At 72.8% G+C, this 18,457-nt stretch carries 13 protein-coding genes and 2 pseudogenes; 9 read left to right on the top strand and 6 right to left on the bottom strand.

Translation table 11 applies throughout. The features are described 5' to 3' along the window. The first annotated feature begins 451 nt into the window (after positions 1-451). Positions 452-688: a hypothetical protein gene (locus tag QF034_RS33135; protein WP_307178371.1), complete on the top strand. Its 237-nt coding sequence runs from the start codon at positions 452-454 to the stop codon at positions 686-688. Between the two features lie 169 nt (positions 689-857). Further along, positions 858-1,460, top strand: a complete 603-nt coding sequence (locus tag QF034_RS33130) for a TIGR04222 domain-containing membrane protein (protein ID WP_307178370.1) — start codon at positions 858-860, stop codon at positions 1,458-1,460. Positions 1,461-1,551: 91 nt separating this feature from the next. Here the strand turns inward: QF034_RS33130 and gcl are convergent, their stop codons facing one another. Then, positions 1,552-3,336: a glyoxylate carboligase gene (gcl, locus tag QF034_RS33125; RefSeq protein WP_307178369.1), complete on the bottom strand. Its 1,785-nt coding sequence runs from the start codon at positions 3,334-3,336 to the stop codon at positions 1,552-1,554. A gap of 900 nt (positions 3,337-4,236) precedes the next feature. Here gcl and QF034_RS33115 point away from each other — a divergent pair. Further along, positions 4,237-4,695: pseudogene (locus QF034_RS33115) on the top strand (hypothetical protein); the annotation flags it as partial. Here the strand turns inward: QF034_RS33115 and QF034_RS33110 are convergent. Then, positions 4,679-5,452, bottom strand: a complete 774-nt coding sequence (locus QF034_RS33110) for an alpha/beta fold hydrolase (protein ID WP_307180031.1) — start codon at positions 5,450-5,452, stop codon at positions 4,679-4,681. The pseudogene QF034_RS33115 and the gene QF034_RS33110 overlap by 17 nt on opposite strands. Before the next feature lie 88 nt (positions 5,453-5,540). Between QF034_RS33110 and QF034_RS33105 the strand changes: the two are divergent. Further along, positions 5,541-6,048: pseudogene (locus QF034_RS33105) on the top strand (GNAT family N-acetyltransferase). A 53-nt stretch (positions 6,049-6,101) separates the two neighbouring features. Here QF034_RS33105 and QF034_RS33100 read toward each other — a convergent pair. Together QF034_RS33100 and QF034_RS33095 are read right to left on the bottom strand one after the other, a co-directional pair. Beyond that, on the bottom strand, positions 6,102-7,700 hold the full coding sequence (locus tag QF034_RS33100; RefSeq protein WP_307178368.1) for an AMP-binding protein: 1,599 nt from the start codon (positions 7,698-7,700) through the stop codon (positions 6,102-6,104). After that, positions 7,697-9,385, bottom strand: a complete 1,689-nt coding sequence (locus tag QF034_RS33095; protein WP_307178367.1) for an AMP-binding protein — start codon at positions 9,383-9,385, stop codon at positions 7,697-7,699. Before QF034_RS33095 ends, QF034_RS33100 begins: the two co-directional genes overlap by 4 nt. 125 nt (positions 9,386-9,510) lie before the next feature. Between QF034_RS33095 and QF034_RS33090 the strand changes: the two genes are divergently transcribed. The 4 genes from QF034_RS33090 to QF034_RS33075 all read left to right on the top strand — a co-directional run bounded on the left by QF034_RS33090 (position 9,511) and on the right by QF034_RS33075 (position 15,155). Beyond that, complete coding sequence (locus QF034_RS33090) at positions 9,511-10,320, top strand: helix-turn-helix transcriptional regulator (protein WP_307178366.1); 810 nt, start codon at positions 9,511-9,513, stop codon at positions 10,318-10,320. A 204-nt stretch (positions 10,321-10,524) separates the two neighbouring features. Beyond that, complete coding sequence (locus tag QF034_RS33085) at positions 10,525-13,374, top strand: helix-turn-helix transcriptional regulator (RefSeq protein ID WP_307178365.1); 2,850 nt, start codon at positions 10,525-10,527, stop codon at positions 13,372-13,374. A 211-nt stretch (positions 13,375-13,585) separates the two neighbouring features. Then, positions 13,586-14,377 (top strand): S1 family peptidase, encoded by a 792-nt coding sequence (locus QF034_RS33080; protein WP_307178364.1) that lies wholly within the window; start codon positions 13,586-13,588, stop codon positions 14,375-14,377. A gap of 130 nt (positions 14,378-14,507) precedes the next feature. Beyond that, positions 14,508-15,155 carry a LysE family translocator gene (locus tag QF034_RS33075; protein ID WP_307180030.1) on the top strand — a complete coding sequence of 216 codons (648 nt, stop codon included), beginning with the start codon at positions 14,508-14,510 and terminating at the stop codon, positions 15,153-15,155. A 13-nt stretch (positions 15,156-15,168) separates the two neighbouring features. On the opposite strand, the gene QF034_RS33070 is transcribed toward QF034_RS33075, so the two are convergent. Further along, a complete protein-coding gene (locus QF034_RS33070) occupies positions 15,169-16,278 on the bottom strand; it encodes a winged helix DNA-binding domain-containing protein (protein ID WP_307178363.1) in 1,110 nt (369 codons plus the stop codon). Between the two features lie 71 nt (positions 16,279-16,349). After that, entirely contained in the window at positions 16,350-17,369 is a 1,020-nt protein-coding gene (locus QF034_RS33065) for a zinc-binding dehydrogenase (RefSeq protein WP_307180029.1), read from the bottom strand. Between the two features lie 174 nt (positions 17,370-17,543). Here QF034_RS33065 and QF034_RS33060 point away from each other — a divergent pair, with 174 nt between their 5' ends. After that, positions 17,544-18,452, top strand: coding sequence for a helix-turn-helix transcriptional regulator (locus QF034_RS33060; RefSeq protein WP_307178362.1), 909 nt, complete (start codon positions 17,544-17,546; stop codon positions 18,450-18,452). Positions 18,453-18,457: the final 5 nt, after the last annotated feature.

The raw sequence follows: 18,457 nt of genomic DNA, 5'->3' as shown, positions 1-18,457 counted from the left end.
TCCTGTCGCGCCCAAAGGGGCGGCGCCGCCCGGCCATGCCCACCATTTCAACAAACCGTTGAAGAACCTCGCGCACTTCCACGCCGCCGACCCCGAGTACGGGCGGCGCGTGAAGGAGGCGGTCCGCGTCCTGCGCGAGGGCTGAACTCCCTGCCCGCGTCCGACCGCCCGGGGCGACCCGGATGAGGGGTGCCGCCCCGGGCACGGACGCGGGCAGGGCACGGACCGCGGCGGAGTGCGAGCCAGTGCGGTGGTGCAGGACCCGGGCGGGCTTCTCGACCTGAGGGAAGCCCGTCCCGGACTCCGTCGCACCCCGCCGCGGTCCCAGTACCGGCACCCCCACCAGACCCCGTCCGGCGGCGCGAACGTCCTGTCGCGCCCGGCATCGCGCCGTCGGACGGCCAGCCCGCCCCAGGGTGCGGAACCGGCCCTGCCGCAGCAGCCTGAAGGCATGGCACATCCCACCGAGCACCCGCATGTCGTGGTCCATTCCCCCGCCCTGGACGGATCCCGCCGGGTCACCCTGGGCGAGGAGCCCCTGGGCGTCGCCACGCACACCGACGACGTCGCCGAGATCCTGCGGCTGGCGGACCTCTACGTCACCGACGTCGCGGAGAGCGACCTCGTCGAGTGGCAGGGCGGCGGACCGGACGACTGGCCGGGGCTGTCGGAGCACCACGAGGCGTGAACACGCCGCTCGTGCGCGTACGGCACCGGTCGTACGCCGTGTACGGAACCCTCAAATGAACCTCTGAACCCGGCCCCGGGGGCTTCAACCGCCCCCGGGGCCGGGCACATTCTCGGCACACGGGACCCGCCGGCACGGGGGCGGCGGGCCCCGGCACGGGGGTGAAGCCATGGGTGACGGTACGGCGGTCCGGCTGGAGCCGCACGAGATCGCGCTGCTGGGGGACGGGCCCCGGGCCGCCGTCACCGTCGCCGTGGTGGACCTGTATCTGCGGGGACTCGTGGTGGCGGACCGGCCGGGGACGATGCGGGCGGGCGTCGCGGACGCCGTGAGCGCGGAGCGGCCGCCGTCTCCCCTGGCCCAGGAGGTGCACGCCTGTCTCCACGAGCCCGCCGGGCTGCGAACGTTGGTCAAGGACCCGGGCGTACGGCTCGCGGTCGCCCTGATGCGCATCCCGCTCGCGGAGGCGGGCCTGCTGCGCTATCCGCTGCTCGGCCCGACGCGCGGTGCCCGACGCCATGTGCGGGAGCTGCGGCAGCGCCACCCGCTGCCCGCCGGCAGGCGCGGGCTGACCGACCACGACCGGCTGCTGGCCGTCGCCCTGCACGGCGAGGCGGCCGTGCGGCTGCTGGTGCCGCGCTTCGCCCTGCGGGCCGGGCTGATCCGCCGGGCCGAGGTGGGCGGCAAGGGCCTCCTCAAGCACTCGCCGCGCGGCACGGGCGGAGGCGGCGGGGGCTATTTCTCCTGCGGCGGGGGCGGCGGCGGGGACTGACCTCGGTCCCGGCGTGCGGGAACGCGAACGGGGGGTGGCGAACGGGGCGGTCCGTCCTCCCGGACGGGCCGCCCCCTGTGCCGCTCGGGTGTCAGACCTTCAGCGGCTTGATGGAGGTCGGCGCGTGGCCGGGCTCGGTGGCCAGTTCCTCGAACTCCACGACGTTGCCGATGTCGTTCGTCGTCGACATGGAGATGTTGGTGACGCGCTCCAGGATCGCCTCGACGACGACCGGGACCCGGTGCTCCGCGGCGAGCTTCTTGGCCTGCTCGAAGGCGGCGCCGAGTTCGGCCGGGTCGGTGACGCGGATCGCCTTGCAGCCGAGGCCCTCGGCGACCTTGACGTGATCGACGCCGTAGACGCCGAGTTCCGGCGCGTTGATGTTCTCGAACTCCAGGTTGACCTGGAAGTCGATGTCGAACGCCCGCTGCGCCTGGCGGATCAGGCCCAGGTAGGAGTTGTTGACGAGGACGTGGACGTAGGGGATCTTGTGCTGCGCGCCGACGGCCAGTTCCTCGATCATGAACTGGAAGTCGTAGTCGCCGGAGAGCGCGACGACGGACGCCTCCGGGTCGGCCTTGGCGACGCCGAGCGCGGCCGGGACGGTCCAGCCGAGCGGGCCGGCCTGGCCGCAGTTGATCCAGTGGCGGGGCCGGTAGACGTGCAGCATCTGGGCGCCGGCGATCTGCGAGAGGCCGATGGTGGACACGTACCGGGTCTCCGGGCCGAAGGCCTTGTTCATCTCCTCGTAGACGCGCTGCGGCTTGATCGGGATGTCGTCGAAGTGCGTACGGCGCTGGAGGGTCGCCTTGCGCTCCTGCGCCGAGGCCGCCCAGGCGGACCGGTCGGGCAGCTCACCGGCCGCCTTCAGCTCGCGCGCCACCTCGACGAACAGCTCCAGCGCGGCCTTGGCGTCGGAGGCGATGCCGTAGTCGGGGGCGAAGATCCTGCCGATCTGGGTGGGCTCGATGTCGACGTGGACGAACCTCCGTCCGGCCGTGTAGACGTCGAGTTTGCCGGTGTGGCGGTTGGCCCAGCGGTTGCCGATGCCGAGGACGAAGTCGGACTCCAGGAACGTCGCGTTGCCGTAGCGGTGCGAGGTCTGCAGGCCGACCATGCCGGCGTTCAGCTCGTGGTCGTCGGGGAGGATGCCCCAGCCCATGAGGGTGGGGACGACCGGTGTGCCGGTCAACTCGGCGAATTCGACGAGCAGTTCGGCGGCGTCGGCGTTGATGACCCCGCCGCCCGCGACGATCAGCGGCCGCTCGGCGGCGTTCAGCATCCCGATCGCCTTCTCGATCTGGGCGCGGGTCGCGGCGGGCTTGTAGACCGGGAGCGGCTCGTACGTCTCCGGGTCGAACTCGATCTCCGTGAGCTGGACGTCGATCGGCAGGTCGATGAGGACCGGGCCGGGGCGGGCGGAGCGCATCAGATGGAAGGCCTGCTGGAAGACGCCGGGGACCTGCGCGGCCTCCAGCACGGTCACGGCCATCTTGGTGACCGGCTTGGCGATCGAGGCGATGTCGACGGCCTGGAAGTCCTCTTTGTGGATCACGGCGGTCGGGGCCTGGCCGGTGACGCACAGGATCGGGACGGAGTCGCCGGTCGCGGAGTACAGGCCCGTGATCATGTCGGTGCCGGCCGGGCCGGAGGTGCCGATGCAGACGCCGATGTTCCCTGCCCGGGTGCGCGTGTACCCCTCGGCCATGTGCGAGGCGCCCTCCACGTGGCGGGCGAGGGTGTGGTGGATGCCGCCGGAGGCCTTGAGCGCCGCGTAAAAGGGGTTGATCGCCGCGCCCGGGACACCGAACGCGTCGGTGACGCCCTCCCGTTTGAGGATCTCAACTGCCGCGCGGGCAGCGGTCATTCGAGCCATCGAGTACTCCTGCTTCGGCTGTCGGATTCGCACTCCCGTCGCGCCCCGAGGTGAGCTCTTCCGTAATATGGAAACTAACTTCTACTATCTGGAATGAATGTATGCGGGGCGGGTGAAGGGCGTCAAGAGACGGGCAAGCGGCGGACAGGCGGGGGTTCGCAGGCGCACGATGGAGGCGCTGTCCCGATGTGCCGCCGTACGGGAGTGGTCATGGCCGAGAGCGTGCCGGTGCGCTGTCCGTCCTGCCGACGGGAGCACCGCTTCACGGCCCCGTCGTACCCGTGCGTGTGTGGTGCGCCCGTCGCTCCGCGGCTCGACCCTGACGGCACGGTGACGCCCGTCTCGCATCGCGTCTGGCGGGACGACTGGGTGACGGTGCGGTGCGCATCCTGCGGCCGGCACGGGGAGTGGCCGAGGCCGGAGGTGGGGTGCCCGTGCGGGGTGGTGCTGCGGGTGCCGGTGACGGAGGGGCGGGGCGCGTCCGGCCGGGGCGGTTCGGCGGGCCGGGCCACGACAGGGCACGAGCGCCTCAGGCCTGACGGCAGGACCGGCGACCAGGACCCGGCGGCCGACGAGGGCCTCACGCCGGGCGCCACCGGCCAGGACATGACGACCGACGGCGATCCCAGCCCGGACCGGGACATCCCGGTCGACGCCGGCACCGGGGCCGGCCGGGAGGCCATGCCAGTCCCGGACAAGGCGACCGGGCCGCGCGACGCGGCAGCCGCCGGCGGGCGGGCCTTCGCCTCAGCGGCCTCCGAGGGCACCGCCGCATCATCGGACGCCGAGCGGCCCGCCGCCTCTTCAGACGCCGCGCGAACCCCTGCCTCGGCCGGCGCCGAGCCAACCGCCGCCTCACCGGACACCGAGCAGACCCCAGCCTCGACCGACGCCGAGCGGCCCCTTGCCCCTACCGACGTCGACGCCGATGCCGGGGCCGATGCTCCCGACAGTGCCGGGGCCGCCCGGCCGCCCTTCCGTTCCGTCCCGGTCCGTACCGCGCTCGACGCCGTCACGGCCGCCGCGCTGTATCTGCGCTGGCTCGGCTACCGGGGCGTCCGACGGGCGGATCAGCGGCCGCCGTCCGGGATCGGTCTCGCCGCCCGCGGCGTCGTCGCGCTGGTCGACCCGGCCGTGCGCCCCGCGACCCTGCGGGACGTGGAGTGCCTGTGGCTGACGGCCATGACGGAGTCGGCGGACTGCCTCTGCTTCTCCCTCGCCGGGTACGCGGTCGACGCCCGGGCCCGCGCCGACGCCCTCGGCATCCCGCTGTTCGTCCTGGACCTCACCGGCACTCCACGGCCGGTGAACGCCCAGGCCGGGGCTCTGACCCGCCCTGGTCCTACTCCCGGTCCGTGAGCGCCGCCGCGGTGACGCGGGCGAAGCCATCCGGGTTGTCCAGCATGATGTTGTGTCCGCAGTCCGGGACCGCGACGACGGACACCCCTGACGCGGTCAGCGCGTCGGTGCCCGGCAGCGGGCCGTCGGCCTCGGGCAGCAGGAAGGTCCGGGGGATCTTCAGGTCCAGCAGGAGTTCCCGCATGGTGGGGACGGTGCCGCGGACGAGGTGGACCGCGCTGCGGTGCAGGGCTTCCCGGCCGGCCAGACGCATCGTGGACCACCAGTGCGGACCGACCCGGTCACGGACCTCTTCCCACCCTCCTGCCAGGAACTCCTGCTCGGTGTAGGCGGCGATCCCGCTGCTGCCCGACGAGCCGGGGGCGCGGGGTATCGGGTCGAGGTTGGCGTCGACCAGGACCAGACGGGACACCAGGCGGGGGTGCCGGGCGGCCAGGACGATCGCCACCGAGCCGCCCATGCTGTGCGCGATCAGCTCCGCCCCGGTGACGTCCGCGGCGGTGAGCGCCGCGGCGAGCGCGTCGGCGTGTGCTTCCAGGGTGTAGTCGAAGCTCGTGGGCCGGTCACTGATGCCGTGCCCCAGCAGGTCGATCAGCAGCGAACGGTGACCGGCCAGCAGGGGATGGACCGCGATCTGCGTGAAGTAGGCGGGCGACGTGGCGCCCAGGCCGTGCACGTAGACGCGTGGCGGTTCCTGTCCCGGCAGTTCGACCCAGCGGATCCGGTCGCCCTCGGGCGTCACGGCGGCGTCGTGCACGGTCTGCTCCCCCTTGCGGTTCAAGTCGGTGTGGAGGGAAGAGAGTAGCCACAGGGCCCCGGTGTGCACCGCGCCGCATGCTCACCCCATGCGCATCCGCCCGGCGACCGCCGCCGAACTCCCCGCCCTCCAGGACATCGAGCGTGCTGCCGGTGCCCTCTTCCGCGCCCTCGGCATGCCGGAGATCGCCGACGACGAGCCGCCCGCGCTGGACGTCCTGGAGCGCTACCGCGCGGCGGGCCGCTGCTGGGTCGCGGTGGACGAGCGGGACCACCCGGCCGCGTACCTCGTCGCCGAACCCGTGGACGGCGCGCTGCACATCGAGCAGGTCTCGGTCCATCCGCGCGCCGCGCGCAGGGGCGTGGGCCGGGAACTCCTCGCGTACGCCGCCGACCGCGCCCGCGAGGAGGGCCTGACCGCCCTGACGCTGACCACCTTCGCGGAGGTCCCGTGGAACGCCCCCTAACTACGCGCGCCTCGGTTTCCGCACCCTGTCCGAGGCGGACCTCACCCCCGGCCTGCGCGGGATCCGCGCGACGGAGGCCGGGCACGGCCTGGACCGCTGGCCCCGCGTGTGCATGCGCGCACCGCTGTGACCGAACCGCGGTGATCCGGTTCCGGGTGTGGCCGCCGGCGGCCCCGGGCTCCTCTACCCCCGCCCGCCCGCGAACCTCTCCCGCAGTTCGACCTTGCGCACCTTCCCGGACACCGTCATCGGGAAGGAGTCGAGGAGCTGGAGCCTGGTCGGGATCTTGTAGTGGGCCAGGCGGCCCTGGCAGAAGGTCTGGAGTTCGTCCAGGGTGAGCGGGTCGGCGGGGTCGTGGGGGATGACGCAGGCGAGGACCTCCTCGCCGTAGCGGTCGTGCGGGACGCCCACGACCTGGACGTCCTGGATCTTGGGGTGGGCGTAGAGGAACTCCTCGATCTCACGGGGGTAGATGTTCTCCCCGCCACGGATGATCATGTCCTTGATGCGGCCGACGATCTCGACGTAGCCGTCCTCGCGCATCATCGCGAGGTCGCCGGTGTGCATCCAGCGGCTCGCGTCGACGGCCTCGGCGGTCTTCTCCGGCTCGTTCCAGTAGCCGAGCATCACGCTGTAGCCGCGGGTGCACAACTCGCCCGCCGTACCGCGCGGCTGCGTCACTCCCGTCGCCGGGTCGACGATCTTCACCTCGATGTGCGGCAGGACGCGGCCGACCGTGCCGGTGCGGTGTTCCAGGTCGTCGTCCATCCGGGTCTGGAGCGAGACCGGGGACGTCTCGGTCATGCCGTAGCAGATGGAGACCTGCTGCATGTGCATCTCGGCGACCACCCGCTTCATCACCTCCACCGGGCAGGGCGAGCCCGCCATGATGCCGGTGCGGAGGGAGGAGAGGTCGTACGAGGCGAAACCGGGGAGGTTCAGCTCCGCGATGAACATGGTCGGGACGCCGTAGAGCGAGGTGCAGCGCTCCTGCTGGACCGCCTCCAGCGTGGCCTTGGGGTCGAAGGACGGGGCCGGGATCACTATGCAGGCGCCGTGCGAGGTGGCGGCCAGGTTGCCCATGACCATGCCGAAGCAGTGGTAGTAGGGCACCGGGATGCAGATCCGGTCCTGTTCGGTGTAGGCGATCAACTCGCCCACGAAGTAACCGTTGTTGAGGATGTTGTGGTGGGAGAGGGTGGCTCCCTTGGGGAAGCCCGTCGTGCCCGACGTGTACTGGATGTTGATCGGGTCGTCGCAGGACAGGCCGTCGTCCGTGATCCGGGCGCCGGGAGTCCCCCGCCCGAGCAGCGCGTCCCAGCTCGGATCGCCGATGTAGACGACCTCGCGCAGGTCGGCGCATCTGCCCCGCACCTCGTCGACCATCGCCCGGTAGTCGCTCGTCTTGTGGCTGAGGGAGGCGAACAGGAAGGAGATCCCGGCCTGCTTGAGGACGTACTCGACCTCGTGGGTGCGGTAGGCCGGGTTGATGTTCACCATGATCACGCCGATGCGGGCGGTGGCGTACTGGACCAGGACCCACTCGGGACAGTTGACCGCCCAGATGCCCACCCGGTCACCCTTGGCGACCCCGGAGGCGAGGAGGGCGGAGGCCAGCTCGTCGACGGCCGCGCCGAACTGCGCGTACGTCCAGCGCCGCCCGGACTCCACGTCGACCAGCGCCTCACGGTCCGGCCAGGTGGCCACGGCCCGGTCCAGATTGGCCCCGACGGTGTCGCCGAGCAGAGCCGTCGCGCTGGTTCCATGACTGTACGAGGTCACCGGAAGTCCTCCTCGCGGTACTCGGCGTCCGACCCGGCCGCCGTCGCCTCGCGCAGCTCGATGCGGCGGATCTTGCCCGAGACGGTCTTGGGCAGGGCCCCGAACTCCAGGCGGCGGACGCGCTTGTAGGGGGCGAGGGCCTGGCGGGAGTGCTCGAACAGCACCTTCGCGGTGTCGGGGCCCGGCTCCCAGCCCTCCGCCAGGACGATGTACGCCTTCGGCACCGCGAGCCGCAGCTCGTCCGGCGCGGGCACCACGGCCGCCTCGGCCACCGCCTCGTGCTCCAGCAGCACGCTCTCCAGCTCGAAGGGGCTGATCTTGTAGTCGGACGCCTTGAAGACGTCGTCCGCGCGGCCGACGTAAGTGATGTAGCCCTCCGCGTCCCGCGCGCCGATGTCGCCCGTGCGGTAGTAGCCGCCGGCCATCGCCTCCGCCGTGCGGTCCGCGTCGCCGTGGTAGCCGGTCATCAGGCCGACGGGGCGGTCCGACAGGTCGAGCGCGATCTCGCCCTCGCGCGCGCCCGGCGCACCCGAGACGGGGTCCAGCAGCTCGACGCGGTAGCCGGGGCTCGGCCGGCCCATCGAGCCGGTCTTGAGCGGCTGGCCGGGGCTGTTGGCGACCTGCACGGCCGTCTCGGTCTGGCCGAAGCCGTCCCGGATGGTGACGCCCCAGGACCGGCGGACCTGCTCGATGACCTCCGGGTTGAGCGGCTCACCGGCGGCGACGACCTCGCGGGGCCGGGTGCGCAGCTGTGTCAGGTCGGCCTGGATGAGCATGCGCCAGACGGTGGGCGGGGCGCAGAAGGTGGTGACCCCCGCCCGGTCCATCTCGGCCATGAGCCGGGCGGCGTCGAAGCGCGTGTAGTTGTACAGGAAGACGGTCGCCTCGGCGTTCCAGGGCGCGAAGAGGTTGGACCAGGCGTGCTTGGCCCAGCCGGGTGAGGAGATGTTCAGATGCACGTCGCCGGGCTTGAGGCCGATCCAGTACATGGTCGACAGGTGCCCGATCGGATACGAGGTGTGGGTGTGCTCGACGAGTTTGGGCCGGGCGGTGGTGCCCGAGGTGAAGTACAGCATCAGCGGGTCGTCGGCCCGGGTCGGGGCGTCGGGTGTGAAGCGGGCGGGGGCGCCGTAGGCGTCGGCCAGCGGCAGCCAGCCCTCGGGCACGGCTCCTGCGTCTGTCGCGTCTGTCGCGGCGATGCGGGTGTAGTCGCCGGGGACCTCGGCGAACTTGCCCGCGTCCGCGGAGCGCGCGATGACGTGCCGGACCCGGCCGCGGTCGACGCGGTCGCGCAGGTCGGCGGGGCCGAGCAGCGGGGTGGCCGGGATGACCACGGCCCGCAGCTTCATCGCCGCGAGCGCGGTGATCCACAGTTCGGCCTGGTTGCCGAGCATCACGAGGATCCGGTCCTCGGCGCGCACGCCCCGGGCGCGCAGCCAGTTGGCGAACTGGTCCGAGCGTACGGACATCTCCCCGAAGGACAGCTGTGTCTCGCGGCCGTCCTCCTCGACGATGTGCAGAGCGGTGCGGGCGTTGCCGTCCGCGATCTCGTCGAACCAGTCGAGCGCCCAGTTGAAGTAGTCGGGACGGGGCCAGCGGAAGCCCTCGTAGGCCGTGCCGTAGTCCTCGCGGTGTTCCAGCAGGAAGTCCCGCGCGCTGCGGAACGCCTCCGTCGCCGATGTCATGTGTCCTCCTTGGTACCGGACCATTGCCGGGCGGCTCCGAGCCATCGTGTAATCCGTGATGCAGGTCTCACTACCCCCGAACGGGGGGTGCGCCCGCACAGGAGCCGTCATGAAGGGGCGAGCAGGTGACAGCAGACGCGTCCGACGGGGTCGAGATACGCAACGCGCTGCTCCGTCTGCGGCGTGCCACCGGCCTTCCGGTCGCCTTCGGCGGCCTGATGGAGGCCGGGCAGCGGATGCGCATCAGCGAGCTGAGCGGCACGGCGACGCACGCCCTGCGTTCGCTGGTGGTGACGTCCGGGAACGGGCTGGGCGGCAAGACGCTGGTGCTGGCGCGGCCGTGCGTGGTGACGGACTACTCGGTGTCGCGGCAGATCAGCCACGAGTACGACGCCCCGGTGGCGGTGGAGGGACTGCGCTCGGTGCTGGCCGTGCCGGTGGTGGTACGGCACTCGGTGCGGGGGGTGCTGTACGGGGCGCTGCGGACGGCCCTGCCGCTGGGCGGGCGCATGCTGGACGAGGCCGTCGAGGCGGCGCGGGACGTGGAGCGGGCGCTGGTCGTGCGCGAGGAGGCCCGCACGCTCGCCGCGGAGGGCGGGGCCGGCGCCGGACGGGAGCAGGTGCGGGAGGCGCACGCGGCGCTGCGGGCGCTGGCCCCGAAGATCGCGGATCCCAAGCTGCGGGCCGAGCTGCTCGACGCGTGTGCCCTGCTCACGGCCGATGCCACACCGTCGGACCGGGTCCGGCTCACGCCCCGCGAGGTGGACGTGCTGGCGTGCGTCGCCGCGGGGGCCACGAACGCGGTAGCGGCCGAGCGGCTGGGCGTGACGCCCGAGACGGTGAAGGGGTACCTGCGGTCGGCCATGCGGAAGCTGCGGGCCCGGACCCGCGGCGAGGCCGTGGTCGCGGCACGCCGGGCGGGGTGGTTGCCATAGGTTTGTGATGTTTTCCTTTGCCCCTGCCGTTCGATATGCCGACGGGTTCCCGACCGGGCGCCACCGCCGTGTTCCGCCGCATTCCGGGAGACCGATGAATTCACGCTCGGACCTGCGTTGTTATTTCCCTCACCACGCCGTCCGTCCGAAATTCAAAGAGCTGTTGCCTAATATTGGCCAGGACACGCCACACGGAGGGGAGCGGTGACCGTGCCACGGGACTTCCAGGAGCCTCCCAGGAGCCGCCCCGACGTGGTCATCGGCCGGGAGGACCTGTTCACGTCGGCGCGTGAACAGCTCGGCCGAGGCGGCAGTGTGCTGCTCCACGGCCCCGCGGGCATCGGAAAGTCGACGGTTCTGCGGGCGCTGGCCGCTGATGACACCGGTGCGGCCCGGACCGTGTTGCGCTGCTCGGCCACCGAGTCCGAATCCCACCTGCCCTTCCTGGCGCTGGCCGATCTGTTCGGCTTGGTCCTGGACGACGTCTCCAGTGCGCTGCCCGCCGCCCAGCGCACCGCCCTGGAGTCCGCGCTCACCGGGCGCGGCGAGTCCACCCTCCAGCGCGACGGGCTCGCGCTGCGTCTCGCCGTGCTGTCGGCGCTGCGTGCCCTCGCCGCCAAGGGCCCGGTGCTGATCGTCGCGGACGATCTCCAGTGGCTGGACGCGGCCAGCGCCGAACTGCTCGGTTTCGCCGCCCGCCGGCTGGGCGACACCCCCGTGCAGATGCTGTGCGCGGTGCGGACCGAGGGCCAGGAATACGACCGTCATCTACGCGCGTCTCCGCCCGACACGCTCGCCGTCCGGCTGGGCCCGCTGTCCCGGACCCAGGTCTCCGCACTGCTCGACCACCGCGGCTACACCCCCCTGTCCCGCTCCACGATCCGCGACATCCACCGCACCAGCGGCGGCAACCCCCTCTTCGCGCTGGAACTGGGCCGTGCCCTCGCCGAGAGCCCCACCCGGCCCCGGCCCGGCGAGCCGCTGCCCGTGCCCACCTCGCTGCGGGCGCTGGTGCTGAGCCGGCTGGAGATGCTGTCGGACGAGGCCCGCCGCACCCTGCTCGTGGCCAGTTCCGGTGCCCGTCCCACGCTGGCGCTGCTGCACGCGGCCGGCCGGGAGCACGCCGAGGCCGAGACCGCCCAGGCCGCGGCGCTGGGGCTGCTGGCGACCGAGGGGGAAGGTCCCGCCGTACGGTTCGCGCATCCGCTGATCTCGGCCGCGCTGTACGCGGAGGCCCCGGCGGGGGAGCGGCGGGCCGTGCACGCCGCGCTGTCCACGGCGGCCTCCGACCCGATCGAGCGGGCCCGGCATCTGGCCCTGGCGACCACGGGAACCGACCCGGAGGTGGCGGCCCGGCTCGCCGAGGCCGCCGCGCTGGCCCGGGACCGCGGGGCGCCGTCGGTGGCCGCCTCGCTCGGGCTGCTCGCGGCGCGGCACACCCCGGCGGACAGCGCGCCAGGCCCGGACGAGCGGCGGCTCCAGGCCGCGGAGGACGCCATCACCGCCGGCGAGGCCGATCTCGCCCGGGACATCGCCCGGGACGTGCTGACCCGGGCCACCGTGCCGGCGGAGCGGGTGCGGGCCTGGATGGTGGTCATCGAGGCGGCCGGTCAGGCGCTCGGCGACGTCGACGCCGTCTTCCCGCAGGTCCTGGCCGACGCGGGCGACGACCCGGGGCTGCTCGCCCTGGTCCACTACCAGCTGGCCTGGCGCGGCCTGGTCGTCGAGGGCGACTTCGCCGAGGCCCGGCAGGAGGCCGCGCACGCGGCGGAGCTGGCCGCCCGCGGCAAGGACCGGCGCACCGAGCTGATGGCGCTGTCCTTCCAGGCCTCCACCGAGACCCTGATGGGCCACCCGGACGCCCCCGCGACCGTCAAACGGGCGCTGAAGGAGCCGCAGGACCCGTATGTGGCCTGCCATCACAACGGCGCCGGCTCGGCCCGGTTCCGCTGGCTGATCATGAGCGACCAGCTGCCCGAGGCGCGGGCGACCATCACCGCGCTGCTGCGCGAGGTGCGCAGGCGCGGCATGGTCGAGAGCGAGGTGCACTTCCTGCGCTTCCTCGCCGACACGGAACTGCGCTCCGGGCACTGCGGCCGGGCCCTGGACCTGGCCCGCGAGAGCCTGCGGCTCGCCCGGGACGCCGGGATCGGCGAGGGCGCCTCCGCCATGCTCGCCTCCCTCGCGGAGGCCTCCGCCGGGGATGTCGACCGGGCACTGGCCCTCGCCCGTGAGGCGGCCGACCATGCCGAGGTCGACGGCGACCAGATGTATCTGTCCCGCGCCCTGGCGGCCCTCGGCTACGCCCAGTCGGTGGCCGGGGACCCGGCGGCCGCGGTCCGTTCGCTGCGCCGGGTGCGCGAGCTGGAGCAGGGCCTCGGCATCAACGACCCGGCGCGCGGCCGCTGGCACGGCGACCTCGCCGAGGCCCTGGTCCGCATCGGTGAACCGGGCGAGGCCCAGGACGTCATCGACACGGCACGGGTGCACGCGCTGCGGCTGGGCCGGGAGAGCGTGCTGGCCGTCCTCGACCGGGCCGAGGCGCTGGTGCGGGCGGCGCGCGGCGAGCACGAGGCCGCACTGGTCCGGCTGACGTCCGTCCAGGACCGGCTCGGCCGGCTGGGCTACGGCCTGGAGGAGGCCCGGGCCGCCTTCGCGCTGGCCCGGCTGCGCGCCCAGGCCGCCGCTTTCCCCCGCACGGGCGGTACTCCCCTGCCGGGACCGTCGTACGACGAGGCCGCCCGGCTGTTCCGGCGCTGCCGGGCGCTGCCCTGGCTGCGGCAGGTCGACGCGGCCGCCGCTGCCGGTCCCGCGGCGGTGGAGCCGGCCTCCGTCGCACCGCCCGTCGCGCTCGACGCGCTGGCGGGCCTCGCGTCGATGGAGCGTCAGGTCGCCTCGCTGGTGATGGAGGGCGCGACCAACCGGGAGATCGCGGCCCGGCTGTTCATCAGCGTCAAGACCGTCGAGGCCACCCTGACCCGGGTCTACCGGAAGCTGGGGATCCGTTCCCGGGTGGACATCGTCCGGCTGGCGGCGGGCCGCCGCACGACCTGACGCACCCGCGTCCACCAGGTCCGTTCGGCCCGACCGAGGGTTTTCCCTGCCCAACTCCCTTAGGGGGTTCCCTCATTGGGAGCCCGCACGTCCGGGCTCTAGCTTTGTCGCGTGCCGCTCGCCGCGCACACGGAGATCCGAACAACGGCGTCAGGGTCACCGTGCACCACCACCCGCGCGACCCCCCACCGGCAACTCCCCGAGGAGACCCATGTTCGGGTTCAACCGTGTCAGGAAAGCCGCCGCCGTCGCCACCGCGACCGCTGCCGCCGCCGCGACCGCACTGCTCGCCGCTCCTTCCGCCGTCGCCGCGCCCCAGCCGATCGTCGGCGGTACGACGACCACGACGACCGCGTACCCGTTCGTCATGCAGATCACGGACGCCTCGCAGAACCAGTTCTGCGGCGGCACGCTGGTCTCGCCCACCAAGGTCGTCACCGCCGCGCACTGCATGGTCGGCGAGACCACCAGCGGCGTGCGCGTCGTCGGCGGCCGCACCTACCTCAACGGCACCAACGGCACGGTCGCCAAAGTCAGCAAGATATGGGTCCACCCGAGCTACACCGACGCCACCAACGGCGACGACGTGGCGGTGCTGACGCTGTCGACGTCGATGCCGTACACCACGGCGAAGTACGTCTCCTCCTCCCAGACCTCGGTGTACGCGGCCGGCACCACGGCCCGCATCCTCGGCTGGGGCACCACCTCCGCGGGCGGAAGCTCCTCCAACCAGCTGCGCACCGCGACCGTACCGACCGTGTCCGACTCCAGCTGCGCGAGCTCCTACGGCTCCGACTTCGTGCAGAGCGACATGGTGTGCGCCGGAAAGACCTCCGGCGGCGTGGACACCTGCCAGGGCGACAGCGGCGGCCCCCTGCTCATCGGGGGCGTCCTGGCAGGCATCACTTCCTGGGGCGAGGGCTGCGCCCAGGCCGGTTACCCGGGTGTCTACACCCGGCTGACCACCTTCTCCAACCTGGTCACGACGCAGATCAACTCATAGCCGGGCAAAAGCTCCTGAGTACCCCTCAGGTGACATACCAGGGGGCGTTGCGGGCCTCCACGAGCGGCCCGCAACGCCCCCTCTCCATGCGCGGGTGCTTCAATGGACCGCGAAGAGGAGTGTGATGCTCGTGGTCTCCGCCGACCGAATTCTCGCCTTCGCGGCCATGTCGCTGCTGGTGATCGTGGTCCCGGGGCCCAGCGTCCTGTTCGTCATCGGCCGGGCCCTCGCGCACGGCCGCCGCACCGCCGTGGCGACGGCCCTCGGCAATGTCGTCGGCTCCTACCTGCTGGTCGTGGCGGTCGCGGTCGGGATCGGCTCGCTGGTCGAGCAATCGGTGACGGTGTACCTGACGGTGAAGCTGGCGGGCGCCGCGTATCTGGTGTTCCTGGGGGTGCAGGCGTTCCGCCATCGCAAGCAACTCAAGGCGTCACAGATCAGCACACAGCCGACGGGACCGGCCCGCGGCGATCTCCGTACGCTGGTGGACGGGGTCCTCGTCGGTGTCACCAACCCGAAGGGCGTGGTGTTCTTCGCCGCCGTGCTGCCGCAGTTCGTGGACCACTCGGCGGGCCATGTCCCCCTGCAGATGCTGCTGTTGGGCCTCGTACCGATCTCGATCGGCCTGGTCACGGACACGCTGTGGGGCCTGACCGCGTCGGCGGCCCGTACCTGGTTCGCCGGCTCGGACCGCCGCCTCTCCCTGATCGGCGGGGCGGGCGGCTGCACGATGATCGGCCTGGGCCTGACGGTGGCGGTGACGGGCCGGGCGGACTGAGCCCCCGCTCCGATCAGCCCCGTACGACGCCGAAGCGGATGTCGTACGACGTCTCCGGGTGCATCGTCCGCAGCATCCGCTCCCCCTCGGCGGTGACCTCCTCCCGCTGGGCCGCGGTGAGCCGGCCGAAGGGCTCGATGACGAGCGCGTGCTCCTCCAGTCGCCACAGGCCCGCGAGGAAGCCGTCGACCAGGAGCGTGCAATGGGCGATGTTGCCCTGCCAGGCGCGGCCCCGGTACTCGGGCGGGACGACGCGGGTGCGGTCGGCGTGGGAGAGCAGCAGGTTGTCGAACTCGGGCAGGAAGCGCGGCGGGGCCGGGGTGTCCGGGCCGGGGCGGGGGGCGTCCGGCAGGTCGAAGAGCTCGACGCCGCTCTCGTCCCGGAAGGTGACCAGGCGCGGGCGGAGACGTTCGAAGGCGTCGCGCAGGCGGGTCAGTCCGGCCCAGGTCTGCATGTCCCGCACGGAGGCCGGGCCGAAGGCGGCGAGGTGGCGCAGCACCACCGCGTCGGGCGTGGCGGCCGGTGCGGCGGGGCGGCCGAGCCAGTGCTCGGCGGTGGTCAGAGTGACCTGCCCGCTCCGGCCCCACAGGCCCCGCGGGGTCACCTGCACGAGCGGCAGCCGGCACCGGGCGGCGACGGCCAGGGCCTGCGGATCGGCGTCGGGCCACTCTTTGAGCAGGGCCTCGCGCAGCTGCTTCATGGTGCGGGGCTCGGTCTCGACGAGGTCGCGGGCGAGGGCGGCGAGCCGGTCCAGGTCGACACCGGCGAGTCCCTTGCGGAAGTTCGTCAGCTCCCGGTCCCGGGCGGGCTGCACCAGCGGACGCAGGGTCAGGCAGTCGTCCGCGGTGTGGGTGTGGATGGTGGAACGCAGGGTGACGATCCGAACGACCTCGCGGTCGGCCATCAGCCGGGACAGCGCCTGGGGGGCGAAGCCGTCGAGGCGGGCGGCGAGCGCGTAGTACGGAGGCTTGACGTTCTGCGCCTGGAGGCCGACCAGGTGCTCGACGGCCGCGGCGGCGGAGATCCGGGCCGGGCGCAGGAGCAGCTGCCGGTCGAGGGTGGCGCGGTTGAGGGCCCGGATACCCAGGTGGGGTGCCGTGACGCTCCGCTGGGTGTTCGTCATGGGAAGCACGGTAACGACAGTCGCGGACAGGTTCTGGCCGCGATTGTCGTGCCGTTCGAGGTCCGCGACGGTCAGAAGCGGATGAGCGCCTTGAGGACGCGGCGGTCCGCCATCGCCCGGTAGGCGTCCGGGGTCTGGTCGACGGTGTAGCTCCGGTCGAAGACGCGGCCCGGTTGGATGGTGCCGTCCAGGACGTCCGGCATCAGCTCCTCGATGTAGGCGCGGGCCGGACTCGCGCCGCCGGTGAGGGTGATGTTCCGCATGATCGTGGACGGGCCGAGGGGCCCTTCCTCGTACTGCGGGACGCCCAGCCGGCTGATGGTGCCGCCGTCCACGACCGCCGCCAGGGAGGTCTGGAGCGTCTGGAGGGTGCCGACGGCCTCGATGACCTTGTCCACACCGTCGCCGCGGGTCAGTTCGCGGACGCGGGCGACGCCCTCCTCACCGCGCTCGGCGACCACGTCGGTGGCGCCGAACTCGCGGCCGAGATCGGTGCGGGCCTCGTGCCGGCCCATCAGGATGATCCGCTCGGCGCCCAGCCGCCTGGCGGCGACGACCGCGCACAGGCCCACCGCGCCGTCCCCGACGACCAGGACCGAGTCGCCGCGGCCGACGCCCGCGGTGACGGCACCGTGGTGGCCGGTGCCCATCACGTCCGAGAGCGTCAGCAGCGAGGGCAGCAGCGGGGAGTCGGCGTCGACGGGCAGCTTGACCAGGGTGCCGTCGGCCTGGGGGACGCGCACCGCCTCGCCCTGGCCGCCGTCCACGCCGTCCACGCCGTACCGGCCACCTTGCCGGCACGAGAAGTGCAGGCCCTTGGCGCAGTAGTCGCAGGTGTTGTCGCAGTACGTGAACGGCGCGACGACCAGGTCACCGGGTTCCAGGCCGGACACGTCGGAGCCGGTCTCCTCGACCACGCCGAGGAACTCGTGTCCCATCGGGCGGCCCGTGCCGGTGGCGGGCAGGGACCCGTAGGGCCACAGGTCGCTGCCGCACACGCACGACAGGACGGTGCGCACGACGGCGTCGGTGGACTGCTGGATCTTCGGGTCGGGCCGGTGTTCCGTCCGGACGTCACCGGCGCCGTACATCATGGCTGCGCGCACGGAGTTCTCCTCTTCTTGCAGGTTCCTTGACGTCACCCACCGTGCGCTCCTGCGTGCCCGCCAGGGAGACCGGGCGCTTCCGGGGGGTGCGCAGTGGTGGGTATGACAGGGCCCCCCTCGCGGATACCGCCCTGGTGGCGGTGTTGCGACACTGGGTCCATGGCATCGGAGCAGCACACCAGCGGCAACGAACTGGGGCGCTTCCTGCGCGCCCGCCGCACCCAGACGAGCCCCGAGAGCGTCGGCTTCACCCCGGGCGCGAGCGTCCGCCGCACGCCCGGTCTGCGCCGCGAGGAGCTGGCGTCCCTCGCCGGGGTCAGCATCGACTACTACATCCGTCTGGAACGCGGCAAGGAGACCCGGCCGAGCCCAGGCGTGGTCGACGCCCTCGCCCGCGCACTGCGCCTCGACGACGAGGAACACCACCACCTGCGCGAACTCGCCGCCCGGGCCGCCAACTACGCTCCCGAACCCCCTCCCCCGCCCAGCCGGACCGTCCGGCCGCACCTGAAGCTGCTCCTGGAGACGATGCGGCCGAACCCCGCCTACATCGTCAGCCGCAGCATGGACCTGCTCGCCTGGAACCCTGGCGGCCTCGCCCTGTACGCCGGTCTCGCCGACTGGCCCGCCAAGCAGCGCAACCTCGCCCGCTACCTCTTCCTGCACCCCGCGGCCCGGGAGCTGTTCCCCGACTGGGAGCCCCTGGTGCGCGCGTGCGTGGCCCGGCTGCGCGCCCAGGCCGGCACCAGCCCCGACGCCCCCGACCTGGCCGGCCTCGTCGGCGAACTCGTGCTCAAGAGCCCCGACTTCGCCAAGCTGTGGGAACGCTACGAGGTCATCGGCCGCAAGAACGTCCAGAAGACCTTCCACCACCCCGAGGTCGGCGTCCTGACCCTCAGGGGCCAGAACATGCACCTCGAAGGCACGCCCGGTCAGCGCCTCTGCGTCTACACCGCCGAACCCGGCAGCCCCGACCACGACGCGATGCTCCTGCTCGGCCTGAGCGCACCCGAGCCCGCCGGGCACCCCGACGCGACGACCGGCCGGCAACGCCCCGCACAGTCCTGACGCGA

The organism is Streptomyces africanus, from assembly GCF_030816955.1.
Taxonomy (GTDB): Bacteria; Actinomycetota; Actinomycetes; order Streptomycetales; family Streptomycetaceae; genus Streptomyces; species Streptomyces africanus.
Note: the sequence above shows the minus strand (reverse complement) of the source record. Positions and strands in the feature narration are given on the sequence as shown.

Coding starts and splice junctions, on each gene's coding strand:
- QF034_RS33135 (WP_307178371.1), top strand. CDS start 452: ATGGCACATCCCACCGAGCACCCGCATGTCGTGGTCCATTCCCCCGCC.
- QF034_RS33130 (WP_307178370.1), top strand. CDS start 858: ATGGGTGACGGTACGGCGGTCCGGCTGGAGCCGCACGAGATCGCGCTG.
- gcl (WP_307178369.1), bottom strand. CDS start 3,336: ATGGCTCGAATGACCGCTGCCCGCGCGGCAGTTGAGATCCTCAAACGG.
- QF034_RS33095 (WP_307178367.1), bottom strand. CDS start 9,385: ATGACATCGGCGACGGAGGCGTTCCGCAGCGCGCGGGACTTCCTGCTG.
- QF034_RS33080 (WP_307178364.1), top strand. CDS start 13,586: ATGTTCGGGTTCAACCGTGTCAGGAAAGCCGCCGCCGTCGCCACCGCG.
- QF034_RS33070 (WP_307178363.1), bottom strand. CDS start 16,278: ATGACGAACACCCAGCGGAGCGTCACGGCACCCCACCTGGGTATCCGG.
- QF034_RS33065 (WP_307180029.1), bottom strand. CDS start 17,369: ATGTACGGCGCCGGTGACGTCCGGACGGAACACCGGCCCGACCCGAAG.
- QF034_RS33060 (WP_307178362.1), top strand. CDS start 17,544: ATGGCATCGGAGCAGCACACCAGCGGCAACGAACTGGGGCGCTTCCTG.